The organism is Microbacterium sp. EST19A, assembly GCF_019969685.1.
In the GTDB taxonomy this organism is placed as follows: Bacteria; Actinomycetota; Actinomycetes; order Actinomycetales; family Microbacteriaceae; genus Microbacterium.
In genome coordinates this window covers 692890-718877 of sequence record NZ_JAHXYZ010000002.1, presented here as the reverse complement: position 1 = coordinate 718877, position 25988 = coordinate 692890, and the positions used below count along the sequence as shown (strand labels likewise).

The window sequence follows — 25988 nt, the reverse complement described above, 5'->3', positions numbered from 1 at the left end:
CGCGCTTCGAGGCTGGGTGTCAGCCGGTGTACGTCTCGACGTTCACGATCTCGACGGCGATCGAGCGGCCGTTCGGCGCCTCGTACGACGACTTCTCGCCGACCTTGAGGCCGAGGATGGCCTGGCCGAGAGGGCTCGCCTCGCTGTAGACGTCGAGGTCGCTGCCGCCGGCGGCGATCTCGCGGCTGCCGAGGAGGAAGACCTCTTCGCCGCCGGCGACGACCGCGGTCACGACGGTGCCGGGCTCGACGATGCCGCGGCTGGCCGGAGCCTCGCCGACCTTCGCGGTCTTCAGCAGACCTTCGAGGGTGCGGATGCGGGCCTCCTGCTTGCCCTGCTCGTCCTTGGCGGCGTGGTAGCCGCCGTTCTCCTTGAGGTCGCCCTCTTCGCGGGCGGCCTCGATGCGCTTGGCGATCTCGTCGCGGCCGGTGGTGGACAGATGCTCCAGCTCGGCGACGAGCCGGTCATATGCTTCCTGCGTGAGGAAGGGAACCTGAGCGTCGGTGGACATGACGAAGCTCCTTCTTTCGGATCCCACCGGATACTGCGGGGGATATGCCAAGACGCCCCGGCACGTTGCCAGGGCGTCGTCTGTCTGCGATGAGTCTAAGCGACCCAGCAGGTGTTCACCAAACCTGTGGTGGCCGCGGACACGGTCGGAACGACGGTCGACATCGCCTGTGTATGGCTGTCTCCGGCGGGGATCTCGACGACCTTCCAGCCGACGACGCCGAACTCCTCGTCGAGCGCCTCGACGACGCAGACGACGTCCTTGCCCTGCACGCCGCTGACCTGGAACCGCACGTCGACGGTGTGCTCGTCGACGAGCTCGAAGCCGAGATCGTCGGCATCCACCGAGCTCATCGACTGGGCGACGATCATCCAGCCGAACGCCCCCACCACGAGCAGTGCGACGATGCCGGCGATGATCCACGGCGTCCGCCGCGTGCGCGTGCGGCCGTAGCGTTCGTCGAGCTCTTCTGCGGTCGTCACGGGGCGGTCTTCCGGTCGTTAGGCTGGTGATACCAGGTTATGCGACCTGAGTAGGAAAGGCCGACACATGCGCTCTCTGTCCGAGACTCCGATGCCGACGCCCACCATGACGGTGGCTCCCGAAGCGGTGACTCCCGGCTTCGTCGGCTTCGCGGTGATCGTGGTCATCGTCATCGCGGTGATCCTGCTCATCTGGGACATGAACCGTCGTATCCGGCGCGTGCGCTACCGCGAGGAAGTGCGGGACGAGCTCGATGCCGAAGAGGCGGCCCGCGCGGCCGACGAGGCGACCGAGACCGACGCCGATCTGCCGATCACCCGCGAGGGCGACGACGATCCGCGCGCGACCTGAGGGGCGTCAGGCGCCGAGTGAGGGGCTGAGCGGGGCCAGCGTGATCAGCAGGCACGCGGTCCAGTGGCACAGGAACGCGAGCACCGTGCAGACGTGGAAGATCTCGTGGAAGCCGAAGCGCCCGGGCCACGGGTTCGGCTTCTTCAGGGCGTAGACGATCGCCCCGCCGGTGTAGAGCAGACCGCCGATGATGACGAGGATCATCATCGAGGCGTTGGCCGCGAGCAGATCCGCCATGAACATCACGGCCGCCCACCCCATCAGCAGGTAGAGCGCCACGTACAGCCAGCGCGGCGCATGGATCCAGAAGACGCGGAAGAGGATGCCGACCACGGTTCCGCCCCAGACCAGCCAGAGGAGCAGAGCGCCCTTCTCCGGAGGGAGCGCCAGCGTCGCGAGCGGTGTATAGGTTCCGGCGATCAGCAGGAAGATGTTGGCGTGGTCGATCCGCTTCAGGATCAGCTTCACCTTCGGCTTCCAGTCGAACCGGTGATACAGCGCCGAGTTGCCGAACAGCAGCAGCGAGCTCGCCATGAACACGGCCGCCGCCCACTTCGCCGCTCCGCTCTCGGCGACGACGATGAGCACGATGCCCGCGACGATCGCGACGGGGAAGACGCCGGCGTGGATCCATCCGCGCCAGGTCGGCCGGATCTCGACCGCCGCATCCGCCGCGGCCACCTCGAGAAGCGGCAGCTGGGGGAGTTCGGGTTCGGTCGGCTCGGGAGTGCTCACGTGCTCACTCTAGGTGGGTGCGCATGCCGCGGATGGCACATATCCTCAGCCTCCGCACACAGTGCGCGGAGGCCCGACACGGTAGCGTAGGTGGGTGATGTCACGCGAGAGCCCGGGGCGCGGACCGCTGTACCGGCTCTACACCAGCCGGCTGCGACGCCAGCTCGATCCGGCGTCCGTACCGCACCACGTCGCGATGATGATCGACGGCAACCGGCGGTGGGCCCGGCAGCTCGGTTTCGCCACCCCGGCAGAGGGTCATCGGGCCGGTGCGGCGAAGATGCGCGAGTTCCTGGGCTGGTGCGATGAGCTGGGCGTGCGAGTCGTCTCGCTGTACCTGCTCTCCAGCGACAACCTGCGCAAGCGGGACTCCGCCGAGCTGGCCGACCTCATCGAGATCATCGCGGAGCTCGCGGAGGCGGTTTCGCAGGAGCAGAACTGGCGGGTGCAGCACGTGGGCCGCTCCGACATCCTCCCGACGGAACTCGCTCGTGTGCTCGCCGAGGCCGAGGCGCGCACGAAGGACCACACCGGGCTCCATGTGAACCTCGCCGTCGGCTACGGCGGGCGGCACGAGATCGTCGACGCGGTCCGCAGCATTATCACGAAGCACGAGGCATCGGGCGGCACGCTGGAAGATCTCGCGGCGCATCTGACTCCGGAGATGATCGGCGAGCACCTGTACACGGGCGGTCAGCCCGACCCCGATCTCGTGATCCGCACCAGCGGTGAGCAGCGGCTCAGCGACTTCCTGCTGTGGCAGAGCGCGCACAGCGAGTTCTACTTCGTCGAGGCGCTGGGGCCCGACCTGCGACAGGTCGACTTCCTGCGCGCGATCCGCGACTTCGCCGACCGCGACCGCCGCTTCGGCCGCTAGCGCGTTCCGGGGGCCCTGGTACCCGTGCCAGACTGACGCGGTGAGTACTTTCGACGACTACGTCGGCACGTTCGACAACGAATCCGGCTACCTGAACTGGGCCGCTTTCGGTCCGCTCTCGCCGTCGGTGCGCGAGGAGATCTTCGCCGACGCCGATCTGCTGGGCAGCGGGCGCCCCTCGTCGCTCTCGCTGGTCTGGGAGCGCGTCGGGCAGGCGCAGGAGCTCGTCGCGGAACTGCTCGGCGCCGAGCCCGCGGACGTCACGCTGCAGCCGTCGTCGACGCAGGGTCTCATGCACGCCCTGTACGGGACGACCGGCGCGGTGATCGCGAGCACGGCCGAGTTCCCGAGTGTGAGTCTGACCCTCGAGCGCGCATCCGCCGCGTCCCATCGGGCGCTGACGCCGCGTTGGATCACGCCCGACGACGGACGCGTGACTCCGGATGTCGTCGCCGAGGCGCTCGACGACGAGGTCACGGCGCTCGCCGTCAGCCTCGTCGACTTCCGTACGGGCTTCCGCGCCGACCTCGCCGCACTGCGCGAGCTCATCGGTCCCGACCGACTGCTCATCGTCGATGCCGTGCAGGCGTTCGGGGTCGTCGACGTCGACTACACGGCGGCCGACGTCGTGGTCGGACACGGGTACAAGTGGCTGCGTGCCGGACGCGGCAGTGCGTTCGCGTGGTTCTCGTCGCGGGCGAGGGAGCGCATCGCTCCGGTGCTCTCGGGCATCAGCGGAACCGCAGGCCTCTCCGTCGACGAGCTGCTCGCGCCGACGCCCTCCGCGCAGGCGTTCACGGTGAGCCCGCCTGACACGCTCGCCGCCGGCCGGCTCGCGATCGGGGTCCGCGATGTGCGCGATGCCGGTGTCGCGGCGATCGAGGCGCGGATCGCGGAGCACGTCGACACGATCGTCGAGATCGCCGACCGTCACGGGATCGCCGTCACCTCCCCCCGAGAGCGCGGGTCCCGCGCAGGCATCGTCGTGCTCTCACCCGAGGAGCCGGCCCGTCTTGCCGCGGCTCTCGCGAACGCCGGCATCGTGGTCACGGCGCGGGGCTCATCGGTGCGCATCGCGGCGCATGCCGGCACCGACGCAGCCACCCTGCAGCAGTTGGACGAGGAGCTCGGCGCGTTCGGAAACGAGACGTTCACAAGCTCGTAAGAATCGCCCGCGTGTCGACACACGGTTAAGCCCTCTCGGAGTCGTACGTTCTAGGCATCGGGCAAGGAGCCCGGTCGAGTCGGCCTTCCGGTTGACGACTCGTGGCCCCAGGTCGACTCGTTCTCAGGCGGGGATCAATCCCCGGGTCGGGAGTGGGTCGTGACCACACGTACAGCGCAGCAGTCCACCAGCACGGCGCAGCAGTCCACCCGTAAGACGACGAGGAGCGCTTCGTCGATCGAGCCGGATCAGGACCTGCGCACCTATGTGCTCGACACGTCGGTGCTGCTGAGCGATCCGCAGGCGTTCTTCCGGTTCGCGGAGCACTCCGTGGTGCTCCCCGTCGTCGTGATCACCGAGCTCGAGGGCAAGCGCCACGACCCGGAGATCGGCTACTTCGCCCGTCAGGCGCTGCGTCACCTCGACGACCTGCGCATCGAGCACGGACGACTGGACTTCCCGGTCGAGGTCGGCGAGGGCGGCACCCTGCGGGTCGAACTCGCCAACACCGATCCGTCGGTCCTGCCGGCCGGCATCCGCCTGAGCGACAACGACACCCGCATCCTCTCGGTCGCGATGCACCTCGCACAGGACGGTCAGGATGTCACGATCGTCTCGAAGGATCTGCCGATGCGCGTCAAGGCGGCATCTCTCGGCATCCGCGCGGAGGAGTACCTCGCCGAACAGGCCGTGGATTCCGGATGGACGGGCATCTCGACGCTCGACCTCAGTGGCGACGAGATCAGCGACCTCTACGAGAGCGAAGTCGGCATCAGCGAGGACGCCAGGGGCATCCCCGTGAACACCGGCCTGATCATCCACTCGGAGCGAGGTTCGGCTCTCGGCAGAGTGACCGGCGATGGCGAGTACCGTCTGGTGCGCGGCGACCGCGACATCTTCGGGATGCACGGGCGCTCGGCCGAGCAGCGGATCGCGATCGACCTGCTGCTCGACCAGGAGGTGGGCATCGTCTCACTCGGCGGCCGAGCCGGTACCGGAAAGTCGGCGCTCGCGCTGTGCGCCGGACTCGAAGCGGTGCTGGAGCGACAGCAGCAGAAGAAGATCATCGTCTTCCGTCCGCTCTTCGCGGTCGGCGGGCAGGAGCTCGGATACCTCCCCGGCGACCAGGGCGAGAAGATGGGACCCTGGGGTCAGGCGGTGTTCGACACGCTCGGCTCGGTGGTCTCGGGCAACGTCGTCGAAGAGGTCATCGAGCGCGGGCTGCTCGAAGTGCTCCCGCTGACGCACATCCGTGGACGCTCCCTGCACGACGCCTTCGTGATCGTCGACGAGGCGCAGTCGCTGGAACGCAACGTGCTGCTGACCGTGCTCAGCCGCATGGGCCAGAACTCGCGCGTCATCCTCACGCACGACGTCGGTCAGCGCGACAACCTCCGGGTCGGACGACACGACGGCATCGCCAGCGTGATCGAGACTCTGAAGGGGCACGACCTGTTCGGACACGTGACGCTGATGCGCTCAGAGCGCTCGGCGATCGCAGCACTCGTCACTGAACTCCTGGAGGGCGGAGAGCTCAGCTGACGATGGCGGGAGAGCGGATGCCGTGACTTTCGGCATCCGCTCTTCTTTTCAGCCCCGAAGACGACGGATGCCGCGAGGACCAGGTCCCCGCGGCATCCGCTCGTGCGCGTCCGGACTCAGCCGGGGTGCGTCATCGAGAGCAGGTCGAGCTTCTCGTCGAGCTGCTCGAGGGTGAGGTCGCCGCGCTCGACGTAGCCGAGGTCGATCACGGCGTCGCGCACCGTGATGCCGTTGGCGACCGAGTGCTTGGCGATCTTCGCCGCCGCTTCGTAGCCGATGAGCTTGTTCAGCGGCGTCACGATCGACGGGCTCATGCCCGCGAAGGCCGCCGCGCGCTCGACGTTCGCCTGCAGGCCGTCGATCGTCTTGTCGGCGAGCACCCGCGAGGCGTTCGACAGCAGACGGATCGACTCGAGCAGCGCGGTGCCCATGACCGGGATCGCGACGTTCAGCTCGAAGGAACCGGATGCTCCGGCCCAGGCGACCGTGGCGTCGTTGCCGATCACGCGAGCGCAGACCATCAGCACGGCCTCCGGCACGACCGGGTTGACCTTGCCGGGCATGATCGACGACCCGGGCTGCAGGTCGGGGATGTGCAGCTCGCCCAGACCCGTGTTGGGGCCTGAGCCCATCCAGCGGAGATCGTTGTTGATCTTGGTCAGGGAGACCGCGATCGTGCGGAGGGCGCCGGAGGCTTCCACGAGTCCGTCGCGGTTGGCCTGCGCCTCGAAGTGGTCCTTGGCCTCGGTGATCGGCAGCTCGGTCTCGGCAGCGAGCAGCGCGATGACCTTCTGCGGGAACCCGAGCGGGGTGTTGATGCCGGTGCCGACGGCCGTGCCGCCGAGCGGGACCTCAGCGACGCGGGGGAGCGCCGACTGCACGCGCTCGATGCCGAGGCGCATCTGGCGGGCGTAGCCGCCGAACTCCTGGCCGAGCGTGACGGGCGTCGCATCCATGAGGTGCGTGCGGCCGGACTTGACGGCATCCTTCCACAGCTCCGCCTTCGCCTCGAGGGCGACGGCGAGGTGATCGAGCGAGGGGATGAGGGTGTCGATGAGCGCCTGGGTGACGGCGATGTGCACCGAGGTCGGGAACACGTCGTTCGACGACTGCGACGCGTTCACGTGGTCGTTGGGGTGCACGGTCGACCCGAGGATGCGCGTCGCGAGGGTGGCGAGCACCTCGTTCATGTTCATGTTCGACGACGTGCCGGAGCCGGTCTGGTACGTGTCGACCGGGAACTCGCCGTCGTGCGCACCCGAGGCGACCTGATCGGCAGCCTGTGCGATGGCGTCGGCGATGGCGCCGTCGAGGGTGCCGAGCTCCTTGTTCGCCAGGGCGGCGGCCTTCTTGATGCGCGCAAGGGCCGCGATCTGAGTCGACTCCAGACCCTTGCCCGAGATCGGGAAGTTCTCGACGGCACGCTGCGTCTGCGCGCCGTACAGCGCGTCGACGGGCACCCGCACCTCGCCCATGGTGTCGTGTTCGATGCGGTAGTCCTGCTCGGTCATTCCGAACCCTCCTTGGTTGCGGGGATGGACCCCTCGGTATCGATTCCTACCGTGATCACCGGCGACGCGGTGCCCTCGGCCAGGCGGTAGTTGGCGCCGACGATGCCCAGACGGCCCTCGGTGACGGCGGTGCTGATCAGCTCGGACGACTGCAGCAGATCGCGCACGGTGTTGCGCAGGTGCTCCTCGCCGACGAGTTCGGCGTCGATCTCGGCGACGGTGGTGCCGCCGTTCTCGGCCAGCACCTTCCGGGCGGCGGGCACGATCGGGGCGATGAGGCGCCAGATGTGAGGGGGGAGCGGAGCCGCGTCGATCGCGGTGCCGTCGATCGCGGCGCGCACGGCGCCGCACGAGTCGTGCGCGAGGACGACGATGAGCGGCACTTCCAGCACGGCGACGGCGTATTCGAGACTCGCGACGATCGACTCGCCCAGCACCTGACCGGCGTTGCGCACGACGAACAGGTCGCCGAGGCCCAGGTCGAAGATGATCTCGGCCGCCAGGCGCGAGTCGGAGCAGCCGAAGAGCGTCGCGACCGGATGCTGGGCCGCGGCGAGGTCCTGACGGCGCGCGCCGTCCTGGTTCGGATGCTGGGGCTCGTCGCGCACGAAACGGGCGTTCCCCTCCTGCATCTGCTTCCAGGCTGCGGCGGGGGTGAGCGGGTGCGTCATGAAGCCTCCGAGAGGGCGCGGATCTGCGGCACGAGGGATTCTGCGAGGTCGGCGGTCGATGAGGCGGAGCGCGAGCCGTACAGGAGCACGTAGTCGTCTCCGGCCTGCGTGCCGATCGCATAGGAGACGTTGGCGTTCGCTCCCGCATCGCCGAGCTTGTACACGTCCCAGTCGAGTCCGCCGATGCTGACCTCGTCGGTGGGCGCGTTGCCGTTCAAGCGCTGCGGTGCCCACGAGGCGTCGGCGTCGAAGGCCTGGGCGATCTTGATGAAGCCGCGTTCGTCGTCGGCGGCCGGTGCGAGGGTGATTTCCCACACGACCGTGGCGCCGCTCTGCAGCTCGGCAGCGTTCACGCGCCAGAACCCGTCGACCTCGGGGACGATCGCCGGGCTGTCCATGGTCGATTCGACGCCTTCGGCGATACCCGTTACGTCGATCTTCTCGGCGGCGACCGGCTCGCCCCGCGGGACGGCGAAGATGATCACAGCGACGACGGCCACGGTCACCAGCAGCGCGGCGATGAGGTTTCGGAAGGTCTGGCTGCCGCGGTACGCCTTGCTGGATGCGGCCTTGCGCGCGGCGGTCTCGTCCGGTGTCTCGGGGCGTCCGAGCTCGGCGACGATCGGGGCGGGCTTGCTCATGATGCGCTGCCGGCGGAGTCGGAGTCGGATGCCGCGGCCCGAGCGGCGTCGAGACGGCGCTTCGCGCCCAGCAGCCACTCCTCGCAGCGGGCGGCGAGGGCTTCGCCGCGCTCCCAGAGGGCGAGCGAATGCTCGAGCGTGGGGGAGCCCTGTTCGAGCTCGGCGACGACGGTGACGAGTTCATCGCGGGCTGCCTCGAACGACAGCGTCTCGACGGGGATCTCGTTCAGGGCGCTCACTCCTCCATCTTACGGCGTGCGTGAACGGTGCCCGGCTCAGGAACCTTCCGCGATCTCGCCTTCGGAACGGGCGGCCACCGAGCCGTGGTCGACCGTGATCGTCAGGGCGCTGCCGGCCGGAGCATCCGCCGCGTCACGCAGGATCACGCCGCCTTCGAGGTGCGCGATCGCGTAGCCGCGTGCGAGGGTCGCCGCCGGCGACAGTGCTCGCAGCGAGGCCCGGAGCTCGCTGGTGCGGCGACCGGCGGTGTCGAGCTGCCGGGTGAGCGTGTCGCGTCCGCGCGACTGCAGCAGCCACAGCTCCTGCGCCCGCGCGTCGATGATCGGCGCGGGAGAGCGCAGGACCGGTCGGGAGCGCAGCTGCTCGAGCTGTGCGATGTCGTGGGACAGCCGCTGGGTGAGGCGCGATGTCGCCCGAGAACGCAGCTGGGCGATGAGGGCGCGCTGCTCGCCGACATCCGGTACCACGCGCTTCGCGGCATCCGTCGGGGTCGACGCTCGCAGGTCGGCGACATCGTCGAGGAGCGGGTGGTCGTTCTCGTGGCCGATGGCGCTGACGACCGGGGTGGATGCCGCGGCGACGGCTCGCACGAGTCGCTCGTCGCTGAATCCGAGCAGCGTCTGCGGATCGCCTCCGCCGCGGGCGATGACGATGACGTCGACCTCGGGATCGGCGTCGAGCCTCTTCAGCGCGGCGAGGGTGTCGGGCACGCAGCGGTCGCCCTGCACCGCCGCGTACTCGGTGCGGAAGCGTACCTGCGGCCAGCGCAACTCGGCGTTCCTCCGCACGTCCTTCTCGGCGTCGGACCGCTCGCCGGTGATCAGGCCGATGACGTGGGGGAGGAACGGCAGGCGCTTCTTGCGCGACGAGTCGAACAGGCCCTCCTGACGCAGCTGCAGTCGCAGCTTCTCGAGCCGCTCGAGCTGATCGCCGAGACCCACGTGCTTCATCGCGGAGACGGCGAAGCTGAAGTCGCCGGACTTGACGAAGTAATCGGCCTTCACGGCCGCCACGACGTGGTCGCCGACGCCGAGGTCGGAGGGGATGCGGCCGCGGACGCTCGACCAGATCCGGATGGAGATCTGCGCGTCGGACTGCGTGTCCTTCAGACGCGCGAACACATTGCCGGCCCGGACGTTCCAGGAGGTGATCTCGCCCTCGACCCACACGGTGTTCCACCGGGCGATGAAGTCGCGGATAGTCGCGTTCAAGCGCGCGACCGAGGTGGGCGCGTCGGACGTGGAGTCCCGGGGCGCGACGGCGTCGGCCGGAGGCGTCTCGCCCGGACCCGCCGCCGCTTCGAAGACTGTCATGTGCTCCCGTTCCGTGCCGTCGTGCCGTCTGGCGGCACCCCGGCCTTCCCCAGGAGGACGCCGGTAGAATCAAGGGGTGACTTCGACTGCCGTTCATCTCCCCATCCCGCGCATCCCACGAGTACGTGCGGCCGCCGGGCGGCTTCAGGATAACCCGATCGTCGGACACAAGCGGATTCTGCTGGCCGCTCCCCGTGGCTACTGCGCCGGGGTCGACCGGGCCGTCGTCGCGGTCGAGAAGGCGCTGGAGCGCTACGGCGCACCCGTCTACGTGCGCAAGCAGATCGTGCACAACATCCATGTCGTCTCCGAACTCGAGGAGAAGGGCGCGATCTTCGTCGAAGAGGTCGATGAAGTCCCCGCCGGAGCCCACGTCGTCTTCAGCGCGCACGGGGTCTCGCCGGCCGTGGTGAACGCGGCATCCGATCGAGGACTGCACGCGATCGACGCCACCTGCCCGCTGGTCACGAAGGTGCACCGCGAAGCCGTGCGTTTCGCCCGGGACGACTTCGAGATCCTGCTCATCGGCCACGAAGGTCACGAAGAGGTCGAGGGCACGGCGGGCGAGGCCCCCGAGCACGTGACGATCGTCAATTCGCCGGCCGAGGCCGACACCGTGCAGGTGAAGGATCCGTCGAAGGTCGTCTGGCTCTCTCAGACGACGCTGTCGGTCGACGAGACCATGGAGACCGTCAACCGTCTTCGGCTGCGCTTCCCCGAGCTCCACAACCCGCCGTCCGACGACATCTGCTACGCCACCCAGAACCGGCAGGTGGCGATCAAGAAGGTCGCGACGAACGCCGATCTGGTCATCGTCGTCGGATCCTCGAACTCCTCGAACTCGGTGCGCCTCGTCGAGGTCGCCCTCGAATACGGCGCCAAGGCGGCGTATCGTGTCGACTACGCCGAAGAGGTCAAGCAGGAATGGCTCGACGGCGTGGAGACCGTCGGCGTGACGAGCGGGGCATCCGTTCCCGAGGTGCTCGTCCGCGAGGTCCTCGAAGCGCTGAGCGACGCCGGTTACCGCGACGTCGAAGAGGTGAAGACGGCCGAGGAGGATCTGATGTTCTCTCTTCCCAAGGAGCTGCGCCAGGATTCCACCGGCCAGCGCGACGCGCGGGCGCTCGGCGGCCGTGCTTCAGGAGGAGGCGCGTAGCGGTGAACACGGCGGAGGGTGAGCCGACCCTCATCGGGTCCGTGCAACGCGCGCTCCGCCTCGTCGACATCGTCGCGAACTCGCCGCGACCGCTTCCCGCGAAGATGCTCGCCGCCGCAACCGGACTGACGCCCGGGACGACGTACAACCTGGTCCGGACGCTCATCCATGAGGGGTATCTCTCCTCCGAGCCCGACGGTCTCGTGCTCGGCACGCGATTCCCGGCCTTCCAGCAGCAGATCGATTCGCGCGGGGTCTTCCTCGCCCGTGTGCGCGGCGCCCTCCGCGAGGTGACCGAGGTGGTCGGCGCGACGGCGTACCTGTCGCGCTTCGATGACGGCGAGATGCACCTGGTCGACATCGTCGACGCCGTGCACAACCCGCGGGTGGAGCTCTGGGTGGGACTCCAGTCGAGCGCGCACGCCACAGCACTCGGCAAGCAGATCCTGGCGGAGCTGCCCGACGAGCACCGCCTCGACTATCTCGCGCGTCATCGACTCGAGGAGCTGACCCCCCGGACGATCAGCGATCGGAAGACCTTGCTGACGCAACTCGAGCATTCGCCCGGGTGGGTGCTCGATGAGGAGGAGTACGCCATCGGGGCGACCTGCGTCGCCGTGCCGGTGATCGCACCGAACATCACCGCGTCGCTGGCGATCTCCCTGCCGTCGGACCGCGCGGTCGTGGATCGGGAACTGGTCTCGAGCCTCCAGAGGATCGCCCGCAGGCTCTCCCTGCAGCTCGGCGCGGACTCGTTCGACACGGGGCCGCCCGATGTCGAGTTCACTATCTGAAGATTCCGCTCTAGCGCCGTCGGCAGATACTTTCCTATGATCAGAAAAGTAGGCGTCTGTGCAAACGGCACTACAGGTTCGCGGAGGGTCCCCAGCTCTGCGTCGAACCCACTTGGATGACGAGCGTCCCCAGCGTTCCGAATCCGCGGCCCCGAGGAGTCCCCACTCCTCCGGGGCCGCCATCATTTTCGGAGGCTTTCAGCTGTTCCGACTCCTGTGAGCCGCTCAGAGCCGCGAGGATTAGCATGGCGGGATGACCGATCAGCGCCCGCAGTACGGCGAACTCGCGACGCCCGAGGAGCAGCGGAGGGCGGCCGGCCTCCCACCCCTGGAGGAGATCGTCGCGGAGCCGGTTCTGACGGCACCGGCGTCGGAGCCCGCTGTCGACGCCGCGCCCCGCCGCCCGCATCCGGTCGACCGCGTCGTCACCGTCGGACTGCTGGCCTACGGCCTGTTCAACGTGATCTTCACGGCAGTGTCGTACCTCGACCTCACACGGGTGATGAACGAGAGCATGAGGATCCTCGGGATCGACGGGGAGTTCACGAACTACGAGCAGGGCAAGCTCTGGGGCTCCATCGCCGCCGTCGTGCTCGTCGTCGGCTGGGCGATCACCGCCTGGGCCTCGATCCGGCGCCTCCGCAGCGCGAAGATCACGTGGTGGGTGCCGCTGGTCGGCGCGGTGGTGACGATGCTCATCACCTCGATGTGCCTGGCGGTGCCGATGTTCGGCGACCCTGCCTTCATGTCGTACGTCCAGAACATGGGCGGCAGCTGACGCGGACCCGTGCACGCAAGGAGGGGCCCCGCCGAACGGCGGGGCCCCTCCTTGCCTGTCGACCGGGTCAGCGACCCCGACGCGAGGTCAGCTCTTCGACTGGCCGTACGAGCCGAGCTGGCGGGTCGACTCGACGACGCGGGCGGCCATCGCGGTCTCCGCGACCTTGCCCCACGCGCGCGGGTCGTACTGCTTCTTGTTGCCGACCTCGCCGTCGACCTTGAGGACGCCGTCGTAGTTCTTGAACATGTAGTCGGCGATCGCCCGCGTGTACGCGTACTGCGTGTCGGTGTCGATGTTCATCTTGATGACGCCGTTGGCGACCGCGAGGGCGATCTCGTCGTCGGTCGAGCCGGAGCCGCCGTGGAAGACGAGGTCGAGCGGCTTCGCGCCCGTGTTGTACTTCGCGGCGACCTGCTCCTGGATCTCGCCCAGCAGCTCGGGACGCAGCTTCACGCCACCCGGCTTGTAGACACCGTGGACGTTGCCGAAGGTGAGGGCGGCGATGTAGCGGCCCTGCTCGCCGAGTCCGAGCGCCTGCACGGCCTGGTCGACGTCGGCGAAGGTCGTGTAGAGCGCCTCGTTCGATCCTTCGTGCGCGACGCCGTCCTCTTCGCCGCCGACGACGCCGATCTCGACCTCGAGGATCGCGTTGATCGCCTTCATGCGGGGGAGGAGGTCCTTGGCGATCTCGATGTTCTCCGCGAGCGGGACAGCCGAGCCGTCCCACATGTGCGACTGGAAGATCGGGTTGCGGCCGGCCTTGACCTCTTCTTCGGAAGCGGCGATGAGCGGCTCCACGAAGCCGGCCAGGGCGTCCTTGGGGCAGTGGTCGGTGTGCAGTGCGACGGTGACCGGGTAGTTCTTGGCGACCTCGGTGGCGTAGCGGGCGAAGGCGAGCGCGCCGGTCGCGCGGGCCTTCACGGTGTGGCCGGCGAAGTAGTCGGCGCCGCCCGTGGTGACCTGGATGATGCCGTCGGAGCCGGCCTCGGTGAGACCCTGTAGGACGGAGTTGATCGTCTGCGAGCTGGACACGTTGAAAGCGGGGTACGCGAAGCCGCCGGCCTTTGCGCGGTCGAGCATTTCGGCGTACTGGTCCGGGGTGGCGACGGGCATGAGAACTCCTGCGTATAGGTGAGCCGGGACAGCAGTCACTCTATCGGGGTGCGTGAGCGGATGCCGCAGCGCAGGGACCGGCCTGACGCGGGCTCTCCTGCGCACATGTTAAGAATCGAGATTCCTTCATGCGAAATCGGACGAAAGCCGGGCTGTTCGCAACGCGCGATGGCTAGGCTGACCGCATGGTGAGTCTGACAGCGGATCTGAGCCCTCTTCATCCCGACCGTAACCTCGCGATGGAGCTGGTCCGCTCCACGGAGGCTGCGGCCATCCGCGCCGTGCCGTTCATCGGTCGCGGCGCGAAGGAAGCGGCGGACGGAGCCGCGGTCGACGCGATGCGGGCGTTCCTCGGCACCGTCGACTTCCAGGGCAAGGTCGTCATCGGCGAGGGCGAGAAGGACAACGCCCCAATGCTCTTCAACGGAGAGGTCGTCGGCACCGGTCGCGGGCCGCTGTGCGACATCGCGGTCGACCCGATCGACGGCACGTCGCTCACTGCCGCGGGCCGGCAGAACGCGCTCTCGGTGATCGCAGTCTCCGATCGCGGCACGATGCTCGACGCGTCTTCCGTCTTCTACATGGACAAGCTCGTCACCGGACCGGCCGGCGTCGGCGTCGTCGACATCCGCCTGCCCATCGGCGAGAACATCCGCAAGCTGGCGGGCGCACTCGGCAAGCCGGTCGACGAGATCGTCGTCTCGGTGCTGAACCGTCCGCGTCACGAGAAGCTGATCCAGGACATCCGCGACGCGGGTGCCGGAACGCGTCTGATGAGCGACGGCGACGTCGCCGGCGGGATCAACGCCGCCCGGCATGATGCGCGCACCGACATGTGCGTGGGCGTCGGCGGCAGCCCGGAGGGCATCGTCACCGCCTGCGCGATCAAGGCGCTCGGCGGGCACATCCAGGGGATCCTCTGGCCGCGCGATGATGACGAGCGTCAGCGCGGCATCGACGCCGGTCTCGACATGGACAAGGTCTACGAGGCCGACGATCTGGTGCAGGGCAAGAACACGATCTTCGTCGCCACCGGCGTCACCGACGGCCAGCTCGTCGCGGGTGTGCGCCGAGAGCGCGGCTTCGTCTACACCGAGAGCGTCGTGCTCCGCGGAGCGTCCGGCACGCTGCGCCGGATCGCGTCGGAGCACCTGGTCTCCAAGTGGCTCTGAGCCCGCGACTCTGATCGTCGGACGCGGCCCATCGTTATCGACCCGGTATCGGGTCGTTTCGTCGTGATCCCCGCTTCCGGGGAGTGCCGTGTCACAATTGTCACTGGGTTTGTCGCTGTCGACGGAGCCGCCAGGCACCGCAGGCGCAGGAGGGCGAACAGATGACAACGCAGCACACGAGCGGCTCCAAGGCCGCCCCGACGAAGATCGTGACGACGAATACGGGGCGCATCCTCCGGGTGAGCGCGGACGCGGAAGTCATCGCGCCCGCTCCGACCTCGCCGCCGCCGACGGCGGTCAGCGATCCGGCCCGTCGCGCCGACGTGCTGTTCCGCAAACGCCTCGACGAGGGTCACGAGATCAGCGCCTGGTGGATGATCGGCGCCTTCCTCGCGACGAGTGGCCTCGTCATCGTCTTGCTGAGCGGCGTTCCGGGCGCTGCCTGACCTACGCGCCGTCCAGACGCGCGCGCACGTCGCCGACGTCGGCACGCACCGTGATGGTCGAGGCGTCGTCGTCCGACGCCGCCTCGTCTGATTCGTCGTCGTCGTCGATACCGACGAGTTCCGGCGCGCTGAAACGCCGGGTGACTCCGGCGGTCACGGCGGGGGCGGTCGCAAGACCCGACGCATCGATGCCCGGGAACTGTCGTGCCGTCACGAGGACGCGCGTCTCGAGGGATCCCGCGAACTTGTTGTAACTGTCGACGGTGCGCTCCAGCGCTCGGCGCAGATCGTCGGCGTGACCCGCCAGCGTGCCGAGCCGCTCGTAGAGCTGTGTTCCGAGGTTCAGCAGCGTGCGCGCCTCGGTCGACACCTCTTGCTGGGTCCAGGTGTAGGCGACCGTCTTGAGCACGGCCCAGAGGTTCACCGGCGAAGCCAGCGCCACGCCCCGGCTGAAGGCGTAGTCGAGCAGGGTCGGGTCCTCATCGATGGCGGCGGCCAGCAGCGACTCGCTGGGCAGGAAGCAGATCACGAATTCCGGGCTGGCGTCGAGGCCCGACCAGTACGCCTTCTTCGCGAGCGCGTCGATGTGGGCGCGGACCGCCTTCACGTGCCGCTGCATATGCGCACGCCGCTGAGGCTCGTGCGCGTCGCCGGCGGGCAGGGCCGAGGCCTCGAGGTAGGCATCGAGCGGGACCTTGGCGTCGACCGCGATCGACGTGCCGCCCGCGAGGCGCACGACCATGTCGGGGCGGCCTGTTCCGCTGTCGGAGGAGATCGTCGACTGGAGGTCGAAGTCGACGTGCCGAGTGAGCCCGGCCGCCTCGACGACCCGCCGCAGCTGCGTCTCGCCCCAGACGCCGCGCGTCGCCGTGGAGCGCAGGGCTCCGGCGAGGGACTCGGTCGTCGCGCGGAGCGCCTCGTCGGACTCCTGGGCCCGGCGCAGCTGCTCGGCGAGGGTGCCGAACTGCGCCTGACGCTCCTGCTCGATCGCGGTCACCTTGGACTGCATCTGCTGCAGGCTCTCGCGCACCGGTGCGAGCGCCGTGAGCACGGCGTTCTGCTGCTGCACGCGCAGCGCCTCCGCCCGCTGCTCGGTGCGGGCGTGCTCGACGGCATCACGGTAGAGGTCGTACTGACGGTCGCGGTCGTCGCGTGCGGCGGCCAGCTCTGCTTCGGAGCGCGCGAGGTCCGCAGCCCCGCGTCCGGCGCGCAGGAACCAGCCCACGGCGACACCCGCCGCGAGTGCGGCGAGGACCAGAACGAACGAGAGAGCATCCATGTGTCTCATGATGCGGCCGGCATCCGACATTGCGGCGCCGCCCCGCTCAGGCGCGGTGATCCTCGTCAGGCGACGGCGCGCTCCAGGGCGGGCGCAGCGGGCTCCGTCACGCGCAGGCTCAGCGTCTCGGCGAGAGCGTGGACGTCGGCCGCGCCGTGGCGACGTGCGGCGTCGATCACGATCTGCGCGCAGGCGCGGGCGTCGGCCAGGGCATCGTGATGCGAGAACTCGGCGAATCCCGCAGCGGCCGCAGCCATGGGCAGACGGTAGGAGTCGAGCTGATACGTCTTGCGCGCGACCTGCAGGCTGCAGAGCGAACGATACGGCGGGCACAGCATGCCGGTGGCCTCCGCGGCCCGTCGCAGCACGTTGAGGTCGAATCCCGCGTTGTGCGCGACGAGCACGTCGGCGCCCGCGAAGCCGCACAGCCGGTCGAACTGATCCACCCAGGTCGCGGCGGAGAGCACGTCGGACGGCTGGATGCCGTGGATGCGCACGTTCCACTCCTGGAACTCGTCGTGGCCGGGCGGCGGCTGGATCAGCCAGCCGGCAGTGGCGACGACCTCGCCGCCGCGCACGCGGACGAGTCCGACGGAGCAGGCGGAGGCGGGGCTGGAGTTCGCGGTTTCGAAGTCGATCGCAGTGAAGTCCAGTGGCACGGTTCCACTCTCCCTCGCGATTTCTGCGACCGATCGCAGGCTCGCCGTAGGCTGGCGACATGACGGACGAGCAGGCGACATCCTTCGGCGTACAGGCCCACAGCTACGAGGTCGGACGCCCTGAGTATCCCTTCGACGCCGTGGCGTGGATGCTCGACGCCCTGCCGCACGGGTCGCGTCGGATCGCCGATGTCGGGGCCGGAACAGGCAAGCTGACCCGCACGCTCATCGGTGCTCCGGATGCCGAGGTCGTCGCGGTCGATCCCGATCCGGAGATGCTCGCGACGCTGCGCACCGCGGTCCCCGGCGTTCCGGCGTTCGTGGGAACGGCCGAGAGCCTGCCGCTGCCGGATGACAGCGTCGATGCCGTGGTGCTGGGGCAGGCCTGGCATTGGGTGGAGCCGGTCGCGGCATCCGCAGAGATCGGGCGCGTCGTGCGGCGCGGAGGAGTGCTCGGGCTCATCTGGAACATCCGGGATGAGAGCGTCGACTGGGTGCGACGGCTCACGGAGATCATGCACGGCAGCAATGCCGAGATCATGCTCGCCGCGGGAGACCCGGTCGTCGCGGCACCGTTCGGCCCTCTCGCCCAGGAGCGCTGGGAGTGGGTCCGTCCGATGACGCGGGGTCTGCTGCACACGATGGCGTCATCGCGCAGCTATGTGATCACGGCATCCGACGAGGAGAAGTCGCGCATCCGACGGGACATGGACGCGCTGTTCGACGAACTCGGTGTGCACGGTGATGACACGATCGATTTGCCTTACGTGACGCGAGCGTTCCGCGCGGTGCGGGACTGACGACGCAGGATCGCGCCGGAACCGACAGGTAGACTCGTCCTCCGTGGCTCTCACTATCGGCATCGTCGGCCTGCCCAACGTCGGCAAGTCCACCCTCTTCAACGCACTCACCAAGAACGACGTGCTCGCGGCGAACTATCCGTTCGCGACGATCGAGCCGAACGTCGGCGTGGTGAACCTGCCCGACCCGCGTCTCGACACACTCGCCGAGATCTTCAGCAGCGAGCGGATCCTGCCCGCAGCCGTGTCCTTCGTCGACATCGCCGGCATCGTCCGCGGTGCGAGCGAGGGCGAGGGCCTGGGGAACAAGTTCCTCGCGAACATCCGTGAGGCCGACGCCATCGCCCAAGTGGTCCGCGGCTTCTCCGACGACGACGTGGTGCACGTGGACGGCGCCGTGAATCCGGCATCCGACATGGAGACGATCAACGCCGAGCTGATGCTCGCCGATCTCGAGACCGTCGACAAGGCGATCAGCCGTTACGAGAAGGAAGTGCGCGGCAAGAAGATCGAGCCGGTCGTGCTCGAGACCGCCATCGCGGCCAAGGACGCCCTCGAGCGCGGGGTGCTGCTGTCGGTCGCCGGCATCGACCTGGCGCCGATCCGCGAACTCGGACTGCTCACCGCGAAGCCCGTCATCTTCGTCTTCAACGTCGATGAGGGCGTGCTGACCGATGCTGCGCGCAAGGCGGAGCTCGCCGCCCTGGTCGCGCCCGCGAAGGCCATCTTCCTCGACGCGAAGATCGAGTCCGAGCTCATCGACCTCGACCCGGAGGATGCCGCTGAACTGCTGGCATCGACCGGACAGGACGAGTCGGGACTCGATCAGCTCGCCCGCATCGGTTTCGACACGCTCGGGCTGCAGACGTACCTCACCGCAGGTCCGAAGGAAGCTCGTGCCTGGACGATCCCCAAGGGGTCGAAGGCTCCGCAGGCGGCGGGTGTCATCCACACCGACTTCGAGAAGGGCTTCATCAAGGCCGAGATCGTCTCGTTCGAGGATCTCGTCGAGACCGGCTCTGTCGTGGAGGCCCGCGCGAAGGGCAAGGCGCGCCTCGAGGGCAAGGACTACGTCATGAAGGACGGCGACGTCGTGGAGTTCCGCTTCAACAACTGAGGCGGGGTGCCCTTGCCGTGCTTGCCGGCGTTCATCTGCCAACATGTGATCATGCGCCGCGCAGCCACGCTCACCACGACCCTCGCCGCTCTCTTCCTGGCTGTCAGCGCGCTTGCGGGGTGCACCGCCTCGACCGCACCGCAGGCGGCTGACCCGACGCCGACGGCCGGCCCGACGCCGACCCACGTCTACCCGACCGAGCTCCCCGAGTGGGCGCGCGCGTCCGCCCCCTGGATCATCTACCCGGACGGCTTCAAATGCGGCGGCACCGAGGGATGTCCGAACGACTACCGTGCGCTCATCGGCGAGCCCGGCCCCGTGCTGCCTGAAGGCGTCGAGTACTACGACCCGGCGAAGCACGACTGCAAGGTCGTGGCTCCTCTGGGCGTGGACTGCTTCGACAACTGAAGGGGGCGGCGGAAGCATGACAGTGGATCCGGTGCGTCTCGGCACGGCCAGCGAGTTTCTCGAGCTCAGTGCTCCGTCGGGTCGAGCGGGGCAGGGCCTCGAGTCTCTGACCGCACGAGTCGTCGGTGTGGACCTCGATGCACGTGCAGGAATCTACATCCAGTTCGACGTCGCTCAACTCACGGGTTTCTTCGTCGCCATGGAGCAGAACTGGCGCGGCTGGGAGGGGGAACGACGTTTCGAATCGGTGGAGAGCGACCTCATCATGTCTGCTCGTCACGACGGTCGGCACATCGAACTCGTGGTGTCACTCAACCCGAACCACTATCCCGGACCCGGGTGGAAATGTGATGTGCCCATTCTGATAGAGCCCGGTGAGCAGCTGACCCACTTCGTACGCGACCTTCGGGATTTCCTCGCCGCCGGCGTCGATCGGTTGACCTGAGTCTGCACCGAGCACGAAACGCGATGTGTCGCACTTGCGGCGGATCCTCCGCGAGCAGGAGACTGTCGGCGGCGTCGCCGATGTCGTCTGGTCCTGGCGGCCGTCCTGATCCGGAAGAAGGAGCACCCGCATGCATGGTGAATCCGGCGCGATCCACCTCCTGGGCGGAGGCAGAGACGAAAGCACGATCGCCGCACTCGTCTCGGATTTCGTTTCAGACGTCCGCGCATCATGCGGGGCGACGATGGATGCCCCGCGCGTCCACGTGCTCCTGGTGCTGGAACCTGACGACGAGGAGAGCGTCGACCGTTATCGGGGCCTTGTCGAGAGCGCCGGAGCCGAGCCTGTCGTGCACGCCATCGTCGAAGGCGAGATCTTCGATCTTGTCGCCATCGACTCTGCCGACGGAGTCTTCGTGGGAGGAGGACTCACGCCGGCCTACCACGCCGCGTTCACGACGATCGCGCCGCGAGTGCGTGAGCGCGTCGCCTCCGGGATGCCCTATCTCGGGTTCTCGGCCGGGTCGGCCATCGCTGCAGCGGCGGCCATCCTGGGCGGCTACCTCCTCGACGGCGTGGCCGTGTGCGACGAGGATGCCGGCGAGGAACTGGACGATGTCACCGTCGCGCCCGGCCTCGCTCTGGTGCCTTTCGCCGTCGACGTCCACGCGGCGCAGTGGGGGACCGTGTCCCGGCTCATCGCAGCGGTGGATGCCGGACTCGTGACGACCGGTGTGGCGATCGATGAGGACACCGTCGTGCGATGGCGTGCCGGGGAACCCGCCACGGTCCCGTCTGTCTTCGGGAAGGGTGCGGCCTGGCAGGTCACCGTGGCCGACGGCGCCGGATCCACGGGTATGGTCGTGAACCGGCGACAGGAAATGCCGCCGACCGGAGGGTGAGCCATCCGCGTCATGGGACGTGGCTCGTGAAGGAGACTCATGGGATCGAACAAGGTGCGCGTTCGTCTGCACGAAGCGACGGCGACCACGTCCGTCGTGCGCGTGCAGCGGAGACCGAAGCACGCCGACCGCCTCGACGGAATCGTCCTGCGCGTCGGAAAGAGATGGGCACTGATGGCTCGGACGGTCGACGGCGGCTACCTGGACGGACTCGTCGCGTTTCGTGTGAAGGACGTGAAGCGGATCTCGGATGACGAGTCACTGGCGTCAGCGTTCGCGAAGACTTTGCCTGAGTGGCCCCCGTCCTACTCGGATCCGCTCGATCTCGACTCGACGGTCGGCCTGCTCAACGGATTCGGTCAGGGCGGGCGACTGATCGGGATTCAGAAGGAGAAGGAGCGCGACGCGCTGTGGATCGGGATCCTCGATCAGATCCTCGGCCGATTCGTCTACCTCCACGAAGTGCGGCACGACGCCGTGTGGAATCCTGAGCCGCTGGGATATCGCCTGAGGTCGATCACGGCGGTGGAGATCGGACGCCGCTACTTCTCGGCGCTCACGGCCATCGCCGGCGAGAGTCCCGAGCATCCCGATGCGACGATTCACGTCGTGCGACGCTGACCCGCGATCCAGGTGTGATTGACGACCGCTGCGCTGACGGCCGCGCGATAGCTCTCCGCCTCGGGTCCCCTGTACAGATCTCGCGGACGATAAGGCGAGCGATCACTGTACGGAGCGCTGTCCTGAATGCGCGTGGCGAGTTCTGACAGATACTCGGAGCCGCCGACGAGGTAGGCGTCGACTTCGGCGTCATCGAGGCGGACCAGCACGGAATCATCGACCATGGCGCTGTACGTGTAGCGGGCCTGGAGGTACAGGACTCCCCGCTGCTCGACCAGGAACCAGGCGCCCGCCGCGTGATCGACGTACTGCATGGCGTCTCGATCCTCGGCGATCCGCGCGGGATCGCCCCACTGCTCGACCGGAGGTATCGGCTCGAGCCGGTGTCGCATCGCGTCGTTCATGACGAAGTAGCCGAAAGTGGCAGCGGAACCTCGGATCAACGTGAAGCAGATGATCCGTCGGCAGGTCCTGCAGGTGAGCTGGGTCTCCACACGATCGAGAAGACCGGAAGCGTGCAACGACTGAAGATCCCTGAGCCTCACCCAGTGAGCGTCTTCCGTGAGAAGTCCGGCTGCGAGCGCCTCAGAGAGCGCTTCGACAGTGCCGTCCACGTCGACGCCTCGGTCGCGACCGTCACCGCGCACGAGGAGTTCGCTGCAGGTCGGGCAGCCGTCATCATCGGGCCGACAGGCGAGACCCGGCTTCGCGTGGGTGACGACGATGCGGCGTAGATTCCCCGGTGCGTTCCAGCCGCCTTCGCCTTCGAAATCGAGTCGCGCGTATCCGTCATCCAGGATGAGATACGGCTCTCGCATCCCCGCGAAGTGACGCGGGGCTCCCGTGGCATTCAAGAGGTCATCGAGCATGGCATCGTTGTCAGCGCCGACGATCCAGTCCGACAGAGTGAGCCCAGGTGGGGAAGCCGGCCCGATCTCGAGCAGCACGGCCGCAACCTCGCCGTCGCGCAGGATGATCGCGCCGCCTGACGAGAACAGCAGCCGCCGCGATCGCAGCGCCGGTTCCCCGATGAGTCGATCCGTGACCGCGACGGGTTCGCCCCCGAGCTCTGCGGCCAGCGCGCGCACCGCCGGATCGCCCTCCGGCTTCCCCAGCGCGTCGAGCAGGAGGGGGAACCGCGTCGTCTCATGCCACCGTGCCATCGGACCATTATCCGTGGAGTGCCGCAGACGGCATCCGGATAGGCTGGAAGGAGGCGGCGCGAGCCGCGGTCCGGCCGCAGGCGTCCGCCGAGTTCGTTCCGCCTGCGCTTCCGACACCGACGGCACGAGGAGATTGACGCCGATGACCGACACCCAGATTTTCGAGCCCGAGGGCCGCGCCATCCCGTTCGTGGATGAGGGCGACGGTCCGGTCAAGCTCGTGCTGATCCAGGAGCAGGGTCTGGCGACCGATGTGCTGGGCATCGTCGGGCACTACCTCGCTGAGGAAGCCGGATTCCACGTGCTGCGGATCGGCTATCGCGACGGCGACGCCGACGTCTCGCTCGAGGAGCGCGTCGACGACGTGCTCGCGGTGGTCGACCACGTCGGTCTGACCGACACCTGGATCGGCGGGCACGGTTTCGGTGGCACGATCGCCCGTGCGCTCGCCGCCTCCCACCACGAGCGGGTGAACGGACTGCTCCTGCTCGGCGTGGAAGAGAACGAGATCCCGGTCGCACCGGTGATCCCCGTGCTCATCATCCAGGGCTCCGACGACACCACGACGCCATCCGCCAACGGCGAGCGTCTGCAGTCGACCGTGCCCGAGCGCGCGAGTGTGAAGACCATCACCGGCGGCGACCACTTGTTCCCGATGACGCACCCGATCGAGACCGCGGTGAACATCGAGGAATACCTCGACTGGGATTGAGGCGCGGACCGCCTCGAGTCGTCAGCGTCCCTGGCGCTTCTTGTACGGCTTCGGCTGACCCTTCACCACGGGCGCGCGTCCCTTGCCCTTGGAGGCCTTCGCCTTACCTCCGGCGGGAACGAGCGGCTTCGCGGCCGGTGCCGGCGCTGCGGCGATCCGCTCTCGTGCCTCGTCGAGCAGGAGCTCGCCCGCCGGTGTCAGGCGCGTGTCGCCTCCGCGTATGAAGAGCGGGTGCCCGACCTCCTCTTCGAGCTGCTCGATCGATGAGTAGACAGCGGCCAGAGAGACGTTCAGGGATTCTGCCGCCCGGGGGAAGTGCAGCGTCTCGGCGACGGCGACGAAACGCCGAAGTTGAGTGAGTTTCACGGGGGAGCAGTCCTTTCCCGCATGGATCGCGGCAGGTCTTCAGCGTACGCGTCTTCGATCGTGATGTCGGCGTACGCTGAGCATGCCGCCGATCGAAGGGTTCGCCGTGTCCGACCACCACGACCATTCCGCGCACGAACACATCCCCGGCCCGGGGGAGCCGACCGTCCCGGAACTCGAAGACGACGAGACGATCGCTCCGCGGCCGGAAGAGGAGATCGCCGACGCCCTCCGTGCGAAGCCCGACCTGGACGACCACAGCGCGCGTCATCCCGGCTGAGGGCCGACAGTCGACGCGGATCGCGTGCGATCCGACCGTCCGCCCGATGACAGGATTGAGTCATGACCGCAACACTCGTGGCCCAGGGCTTGGCCGGAGGGTACGGCCACCGCACCCTCTTCGACGCGCTCGATCTGACCGTCGCCCCCGGGGATGTCGTCGGAGTGGTCGGAGCCAACGGCGCGGGAAAGTCCACACTTCTCCGCCTGCTCGCAGGTCTCGACGAACCTCAGGCCGGCAGCATCGCCCTCGCCCCGGCGGACGCGTTCGTCGGATGGCTGCCCCAGGAGCACGACCGCATCGTCGGCGAGACGATCGCCGCGTACATCGCCCGTCGCACCGGATGCGCCGCCGCGACCACCGCGATGGATGCCGCCGCCGTCGCACTCGGCGACCCGTCGCTCGCAGCCCCGGGCGTCGACCCCGCCGACGCCTACTCGACGGCCCTCGACCGGTGGCTCGCCAGCGGCGCCGCCGATCTGGATGAACGACTCCCGGCCGTGCTCGCCGACCTGGGCCTGGAACTCGACGGCGGCGCTGCAGACGAGATCCTGATGACCTCGCTCTCCGGCGGTCAGGCAGCTCGCGTCGGGTTGGCGGCGCTGCTGCTCTCGCGGTTCGACATCGCGCTGCTCGACGAGCCGACCAACGATCTCGACCTCGACGGCCTCGAGCGGCTGGAGGCATTCGTCCGCGGGCTGCGCGGCGGAGTGGTGCTGGTCAGCCACGATCGAGAGTTCCTCGCGCGCTGCGTGACCCGAGTGCTCGAGCTCGATCTGGCGCAGGGCTCGAATCGCGTCTTCGGCGGCGGTTACGACGCGTACCTCGAAGAGCGGGCGACGGTGCGCCGCCAGCAGCGCGAGAAGTACGACGAGTTCGCTGAGAAGAAGGCCGACCTCGTCGGGCGGGCGCGGACCCAGCGGGAGTGGTCGAGTCAGGGTGTGCGGAACGCGATGAAGAAGGCGCCCGACAACGACAAGATCCGGCGCAAGGCGGCGACGGAGTCCAGCGAGAAGCAGGCGCAGAAGGTGCGGCAGATGGAGAGTCGCATCGCGCGGCTGGAAGAGGTCGATGAACCCCGCAAGGAGTGGCAGCTCGAGTTCACCATCGCCTCCGCTCCGCGTTCGAGTTCGGTCGTCTCGACGCTGAGCTCGGCGGTCTTCCGCCAGGGTTCGTTCACTCTCGGCCCGGTGTCGCTGCAGGTGAACGCGGGGGAGCGCATCGGCATCACGGGTCCCAATGGTGCAGGCAAGTCGACTCTGCTGCGCGCGCTGCTCGGTCAGCAGCATCCGGACGAGGGCACGGCGAGTCTCGGAGCGAGCGTGCAGATCGGAGAGATCGATCAGGCTCGCTCTCTCCTTGCCGGCTCTCAGCCGCTCGCTGCGGCCTTCGAGGAGCTCGTGCCCGAGATGGCCACCGGCGAGGTGCGCACGCTCCTCGCCAAGTTCGGGCTCAAGGCAGATCACGTGAGTCGTCCCGTCGACGAACTGTCACCGGGGGAGCGCACGCGCGCGGGGCTCGCTCTCCTGCAGGCCCGCGGCACCAACGTGCTGGTCCTCGACGAGCCGACGAACCACCTCGATCTCGCCGCCATCGAGCAGCTCGAGCAGGCGCTCGAATCCTACGAGGGGACGCTGCTGCTGGTGACTCACGACCGGCGGATGCTCGCCGCCGTGCACACCGATCGACGGTGGCGCGTCGAAGCCGGTCGGGTGACCGAGCTCTGACGCGGGCT

The 25988-nt window shown here is 68.4% G+C and carries 31 protein-coding genes; 18 read left to right on the top strand and 13 right to left on the bottom strand.

The annotated features are described in order from the left end of the window. Positions 1-19: 19 nt before the first annotated feature. The gene (greA, locus tag LC452_RS13495) at positions 20-511 is read right to left on the bottom strand and encodes a transcription elongation factor GreA (RefSeq protein ID WP_116636933.1); all 492 of its coding nucleotides are present in this window, start codon (positions 509-511) and stop codon (positions 20-22) included. A gap of 95 nt (positions 512-606) precedes the next feature. Beyond that, on the bottom strand, positions 607-993 hold the full coding sequence (locus tag LC452_RS13490; RefSeq protein ID WP_223626169.1) for a DUF4307 domain-containing protein: 387 nt from the start codon (positions 991-993) through the stop codon (positions 607-609). 67 nt (positions 994-1060) lie between these two features. Here LC452_RS13490 and LC452_RS13485 point away from each other — a divergent pair, with 67 nt between their 5' ends. Then, positions 1061-1345: a hypothetical protein gene (locus tag LC452_RS13485; protein WP_223626167.1), complete on the top strand. Its 285-nt coding sequence runs from the start codon at positions 1061-1063 to the stop codon at positions 1343-1345. Between the two features lie 6 nt (positions 1346-1351). Here the strand turns inward: LC452_RS13485 and LC452_RS13480 are convergent, their stop codons facing one another. Next, on the bottom strand, positions 1352-2080 hold the full coding sequence (locus LC452_RS13480) for a hemolysin III family protein (protein WP_223626165.1): 729 nt from the start codon (positions 2078-2080) through the stop codon (positions 1352-1354). 97 nt (positions 2081-2177) lie between these two features. On the opposite strand from LC452_RS13480, the gene LC452_RS13475 reads away from it, so the two are divergent. The 3 genes from LC452_RS13475 (at position 2178) to LC452_RS13465 (ending at position 5664) form a co-directional block, all read left to right on the top strand. Beyond that, entirely contained in the window at positions 2178-2957 is a 780-nt protein-coding gene (locus tag LC452_RS13475) for an isoprenyl transferase (RefSeq protein ID WP_223627670.1), read from the top strand. Between the two features lie 40 nt (positions 2958-2997). After that, on the top strand, positions 2998-4122 hold the full coding sequence (locus LC452_RS13470) for an aminotransferase class V-fold PLP-dependent enzyme (RefSeq protein ID WP_223626163.1): 1125 nt from the start codon (positions 2998-3000) through the stop codon (positions 4120-4122). 237 nt (positions 4123-4359) lie between these two features. Further along, complete coding sequence (locus LC452_RS13465; RefSeq protein WP_223627668.1) at positions 4360-5664, top strand: PhoH family protein; 1305 nt, start codon at positions 4360-4362, stop codon at positions 5662-5664. Positions 5665-5780: 116 nt separating this feature from the next. Here the strand turns inward: LC452_RS13465 and LC452_RS13460 are convergent, their stop codons facing one another. Genes LC452_RS13460 through xseA form a run of 5 tightly spaced genes read right to left on the bottom strand, consistent with a single transcriptional unit; the run spans position 5781 to position 10040 of the window. Continuing rightward, positions 5781-7175: an aspartate ammonia-lyase gene (locus LC452_RS13460; protein WP_223626161.1), complete on the bottom strand. Its 1395-nt coding sequence runs from the start codon at positions 7173-7175 to the stop codon at positions 5781-5783. After that, positions 7172-7846 (bottom strand): carbonic anhydrase, encoded by a 675-nt coding sequence (locus tag LC452_RS13455; protein WP_223626157.1) that lies wholly within the window; start codon positions 7844-7846, stop codon positions 7172-7174. The genes LC452_RS13460 and LC452_RS13455 overlap by 4 nt, the downstream gene beginning before the upstream one ends. Further along, positions 7843-8487: a DUF4245 family protein gene (locus LC452_RS13450; RefSeq protein WP_223626155.1), complete on the bottom strand. Its 645-nt coding sequence runs from the start codon at positions 8485-8487 to the stop codon at positions 7843-7845. The genes LC452_RS13455 and LC452_RS13450 overlap by 4 nt, the downstream gene beginning before the upstream one ends. Continuing rightward, positions 8484-8726: an exodeoxyribonuclease VII small subunit gene (locus tag LC452_RS13445; protein ID WP_223626153.1), complete on the bottom strand. Its 243-nt coding sequence runs from the start codon at positions 8724-8726 to the stop codon at positions 8484-8486. The genes LC452_RS13450 and LC452_RS13445 overlap by 4 nt, the downstream gene beginning before the upstream one ends. Positions 8727-8762: 36 nt before the next feature. Continuing rightward, the gene (gene xseA / locus LC452_RS13440) at positions 8763-10040 is read right to left on the bottom strand and encodes an exodeoxyribonuclease VII large subunit (protein ID WP_223626151.1); all 1278 of its coding nucleotides are present in this window, start codon (positions 10038-10040) and stop codon (positions 8763-8765) included. 112 nt (positions 10041-10152) lie between these two features. Between xseA and LC452_RS13435 the strand changes: the two genes are divergently transcribed. The 3 genes from LC452_RS13435 (at position 10153) to LC452_RS13425 (ending at position 12768) form a co-directional block, all read left to right on the top strand. Next, positions 10153-11196, top strand: a complete 1044-nt coding sequence (locus LC452_RS13435) for a 4-hydroxy-3-methylbut-2-enyl diphosphate reductase (RefSeq protein ID WP_374197780.1) — start codon at positions 10153-10155, stop codon at positions 11194-11196. A 2-nt stretch (positions 11197-11198) separates the two neighbouring features. Then, positions 11199-11990 carry an IclR family transcriptional regulator gene (locus LC452_RS22095; RefSeq protein ID WP_223626147.1) on the top strand — a complete coding sequence of 264 codons (792 nt, stop codon included), beginning with the start codon at positions 11199-11201 and terminating at the stop codon, positions 11988-11990. A 253-nt stretch (positions 11991-12243) separates the two neighbouring features. Then, positions 12244-12768, top strand: coding sequence for a DUF6264 family protein (locus tag LC452_RS13425; protein WP_223626145.1), 525 nt, complete (start codon positions 12244-12246; stop codon positions 12766-12768). Between the two features lie 87 nt (positions 12769-12855). Here the strand turns inward: LC452_RS13425 and fbaA are convergent, their stop codons facing one another. Continuing rightward, positions 12856-13884: a class II fructose-bisphosphate aldolase gene (gene fbaA, locus LC452_RS13420; RefSeq protein ID WP_223626143.1), complete on the bottom strand. Its 1029-nt coding sequence runs from the start codon at positions 13882-13884 to the stop codon at positions 12856-12858. Between the two features lie 185 nt (positions 13885-14069). On the opposite strand from fbaA, the gene glpX reads away from it, so the two are divergent. Then, entirely contained in the window at positions 14070-15056 is a 987-nt protein-coding gene (gene glpX / locus LC452_RS13415; RefSeq protein WP_223626141.1) for a class II fructose-bisphosphatase, read from the top strand. Between the two features lie 161 nt (positions 15057-15217). Beyond that, on the top strand, positions 15218-15502 hold the full coding sequence (locus LC452_RS13410; protein ID WP_223626139.1) for a hypothetical protein: 285 nt from the start codon (positions 15218-15220) through the stop codon (positions 15500-15502). A 1-nt stretch (position 15503) separates the two neighbouring features. On the opposite strand, the gene LC452_RS13405 is transcribed toward LC452_RS13410, so the two are convergent. Further along, the gene (locus LC452_RS13405; protein ID WP_223626137.1) at positions 15504-16781 is read right to left on the bottom strand and encodes a DNA recombination protein RmuC; all 1278 of its coding nucleotides are present in this window, start codon (positions 16779-16781) and stop codon (positions 15504-15506) included. A gap of 65 nt (positions 16782-16846) precedes the next feature. Further along, positions 16847-17440: a 3'-5' exonuclease gene (locus tag LC452_RS13400; protein ID WP_223626135.1), complete on the bottom strand. Its 594-nt coding sequence runs from the start codon at positions 17438-17440 to the stop codon at positions 16847-16849. Between the two features lie 59 nt (positions 17441-17499). On the opposite strand from LC452_RS13400, the gene LC452_RS13395 reads away from it, so the two are divergent. The 6 genes from LC452_RS13395 to LC452_RS13370 all read left to right on the top strand — a co-directional run bounded on the left by LC452_RS13395 (position 17500) and on the right by LC452_RS13370 (position 21732). Beyond that, complete coding sequence (locus LC452_RS13395) at positions 17500-18240, top strand: class I SAM-dependent methyltransferase (RefSeq protein ID WP_223626133.1); 741 nt, start codon at positions 17500-17502, stop codon at positions 18238-18240. A gap of 43 nt (positions 18241-18283) precedes the next feature. Then, positions 18284-19357 (top strand): redox-regulated ATPase YchF, encoded by a 1074-nt coding sequence (ychF, locus tag LC452_RS13390; RefSeq protein WP_223626131.1) that lies wholly within the window; start codon positions 18284-18286, stop codon positions 19355-19357. A gap of 51 nt (positions 19358-19408) precedes the next feature. Continuing rightward, complete coding sequence (locus LC452_RS13385) at positions 19409-19765, top strand: hypothetical protein (protein ID WP_223626130.1); 357 nt, start codon at positions 19409-19411, stop codon at positions 19763-19765. A gap of 16 nt (positions 19766-19781) precedes the next feature. Further along, the gene (locus LC452_RS13380; RefSeq protein WP_223626128.1) at positions 19782-20210 is read left to right on the top strand and encodes a DUF6228 family protein; all 429 of its coding nucleotides are present in this window, start codon (positions 19782-19784) and stop codon (positions 20208-20210) included. Between the two features lie 244 nt (positions 20211-20454). Further along, positions 20455-21111, top strand: coding sequence for a Type 1 glutamine amidotransferase-like domain-containing protein (locus tag LC452_RS13375; protein WP_223626126.1), 657 nt, complete (start codon positions 20455-20457; stop codon positions 21109-21111). Between the two features lie 39 nt (positions 21112-21150). After that, positions 21151-21732: a hypothetical protein gene (locus LC452_RS13370; protein ID WP_223626124.1), complete on the top strand. Its 582-nt coding sequence runs from the start codon at positions 21151-21153 to the stop codon at positions 21730-21732. On the opposite strand, the gene LC452_RS13365 is transcribed toward LC452_RS13370, so the two are convergent. Next, the gene (locus LC452_RS13365; RefSeq protein WP_223626122.1) at positions 21714-22895 is read right to left on the bottom strand and encodes a hypothetical protein; all 1182 of its coding nucleotides are present in this window, start codon (positions 22893-22895) and stop codon (positions 21714-21716) included. The two genes, LC452_RS13370 and LC452_RS13365, sit on opposite strands and share 19 nt — an antisense overlap. 142 nt (positions 22896-23037) lie before the next feature. Here LC452_RS13365 and LC452_RS13360 point away from each other — a divergent pair, with 142 nt between their 5' ends. Beyond that, positions 23038-23607: an alpha/beta fold hydrolase gene (locus tag LC452_RS13360; protein ID WP_223626120.1), complete on the top strand. Its 570-nt coding sequence runs from the start codon at positions 23038-23040 to the stop codon at positions 23605-23607. Between the two features lie 21 nt (positions 23608-23628). On the opposite strand, the gene LC452_RS13355 is transcribed toward LC452_RS13360, so the two are convergent. Further along, positions 23629-23973, bottom strand: coding sequence for a LysR family transcriptional regulator (locus LC452_RS13355; protein WP_223626119.1), 345 nt, complete (start codon positions 23971-23973; stop codon positions 23629-23631). An 82-nt stretch (positions 23974-24055) separates the two neighbouring features. On the opposite strand from LC452_RS13355, the gene LC452_RS13350 reads away from it, so the two are divergent. Together LC452_RS13350 and LC452_RS13345 are read left to right on the top strand one after the other, a co-directional pair. Further along, positions 24056-24253, top strand: coding sequence for a hypothetical protein (locus LC452_RS13350; protein WP_223626117.1), 198 nt, complete (start codon positions 24056-24058; stop codon positions 24251-24253). 62 nt (positions 24254-24315) lie between these two features. Continuing rightward, positions 24316-25980, top strand: a complete 1665-nt coding sequence (locus LC452_RS13345; RefSeq protein ID WP_223626115.1) for an ABC-F family ATP-binding cassette domain-containing protein — start codon at positions 24316-24318, stop codon at positions 25978-25980. The last annotated feature ends 8 nt before the right edge of the window (positions 25981-25988 follow it).

Bases quoted from the DNA above. Each gene is read 5' to 3' on its own strand.
- greA (WP_116636933.1), bottom strand. From the start codon at position 511: ATGTCCACCGACGCTCAGGTTCCCTTCCTCACGCAGGAAGCATATGAC.
- LC452_RS13485 (WP_223626167.1), top strand. From the start codon at position 1,061: ATGCGCTCTCTGTCCGAGACTCCGATGCCGACGCCCACCATGACGGTG.
- LC452_RS13475 (WP_223627670.1), top strand. From the start codon at position 2,178: ATGTCACGCGAGAGCCCGGGGCGCGGACCGCTGTACCGGCTCTACACC.
- LC452_RS13460 (WP_223626161.1), bottom strand. From the start codon at position 7,175: ATGACCGAGCAGGACTACCGCATCGAACACGACACCATGGGCGAGGTG.
- LC452_RS13455 (WP_223626157.1), bottom strand. From the start codon at position 7,846: ATGACGCACCCGCTCACCCCCGCCGCAGCCTGGAAGCAGATGCAGGAG.
- LC452_RS13450 (WP_223626155.1), bottom strand. From the start codon at position 8,487: ATGAGCAAGCCCGCCCCGATCGTCGCCGAGCTCGGACGCCCCGAGACA.
- xseA (WP_223626151.1), bottom strand. From the start codon at position 10,040: ATGACAGTCTTCGAAGCGGCGGCGGGTCCGGGCGAGACGCCTCCGGCC.
- LC452_RS13425 (WP_223626145.1), top strand. From the start codon at position 12,244: ATGACCGATCAGCGCCCGCAGTACGGCGAACTCGCGACGCCCGAGGAG.
- fbaA (WP_223626143.1), bottom strand. From the start codon at position 13,884: ATGCCCGTCGCCACCCCGGACCAGTACGCCGAAATGCTCGACCGCGCA.
- glpX (WP_223626141.1), top strand. From the start codon at position 14,070: ATGGTGAGTCTGACAGCGGATCTGAGCCCTCTTCATCCCGACCGTAAC.
- LC452_RS13410 (WP_223626139.1), top strand. From the start codon at position 15,218: ATGACAACGCAGCACACGAGCGGCTCCAAGGCCGCCCCGACGAAGATC.
- LC452_RS13405 (WP_223626137.1), bottom strand. From the start codon at position 16,781: ATGGATGCTCTCTCGTTCGTTCTGGTCCTCGCCGCACTCGCGGCGGGT.
- LC452_RS13395 (WP_223626133.1), top strand. From the start codon at position 17,500: ATGACGGACGAGCAGGCGACATCCTTCGGCGTACAGGCCCACAGCTAC.
- LC452_RS13385 (WP_223626130.1), top strand. From the start codon at position 19,409: ATGCGCCGCGCAGCCACGCTCACCACGACCCTCGCCGCTCTCTTCCTG.
- LC452_RS13380 (WP_223626128.1), top strand. From the start codon at position 19,782: ATGACAGTGGATCCGGTGCGTCTCGGCACGGCCAGCGAGTTTCTCGAG.
- LC452_RS13375 (WP_223626126.1), top strand. From the start codon at position 20,455: ATGGATGCCCCGCGCGTCCACGTGCTCCTGGTGCTGGAACCTGACGAC.
- LC452_RS13370 (WP_223626124.1), top strand. From the start codon at position 21,151: ATGGGATCGAACAAGGTGCGCGTTCGTCTGCACGAAGCGACGGCGACC.
- LC452_RS13365 (WP_223626122.1), bottom strand. From the start codon at position 22,895: ATGGCACGGTGGCATGAGACGACGCGGTTCCCCCTCCTGCTCGACGCG.
- LC452_RS13360 (WP_223626120.1), top strand. From the start codon at position 23,038: ATGACCGACACCCAGATTTTCGAGCCCGAGGGCCGCGCCATCCCGTTC.
- LC452_RS13350 (WP_223626117.1), top strand. From the start codon at position 24,056: ATGCCGCCGATCGAAGGGTTCGCCGTGTCCGACCACCACGACCATTCC.
- LC452_RS13345 (WP_223626115.1), top strand. From the start codon at position 24,316: ATGACCGCAACACTCGTGGCCCAGGGCTTGGCCGGAGGGTACGGCCAC.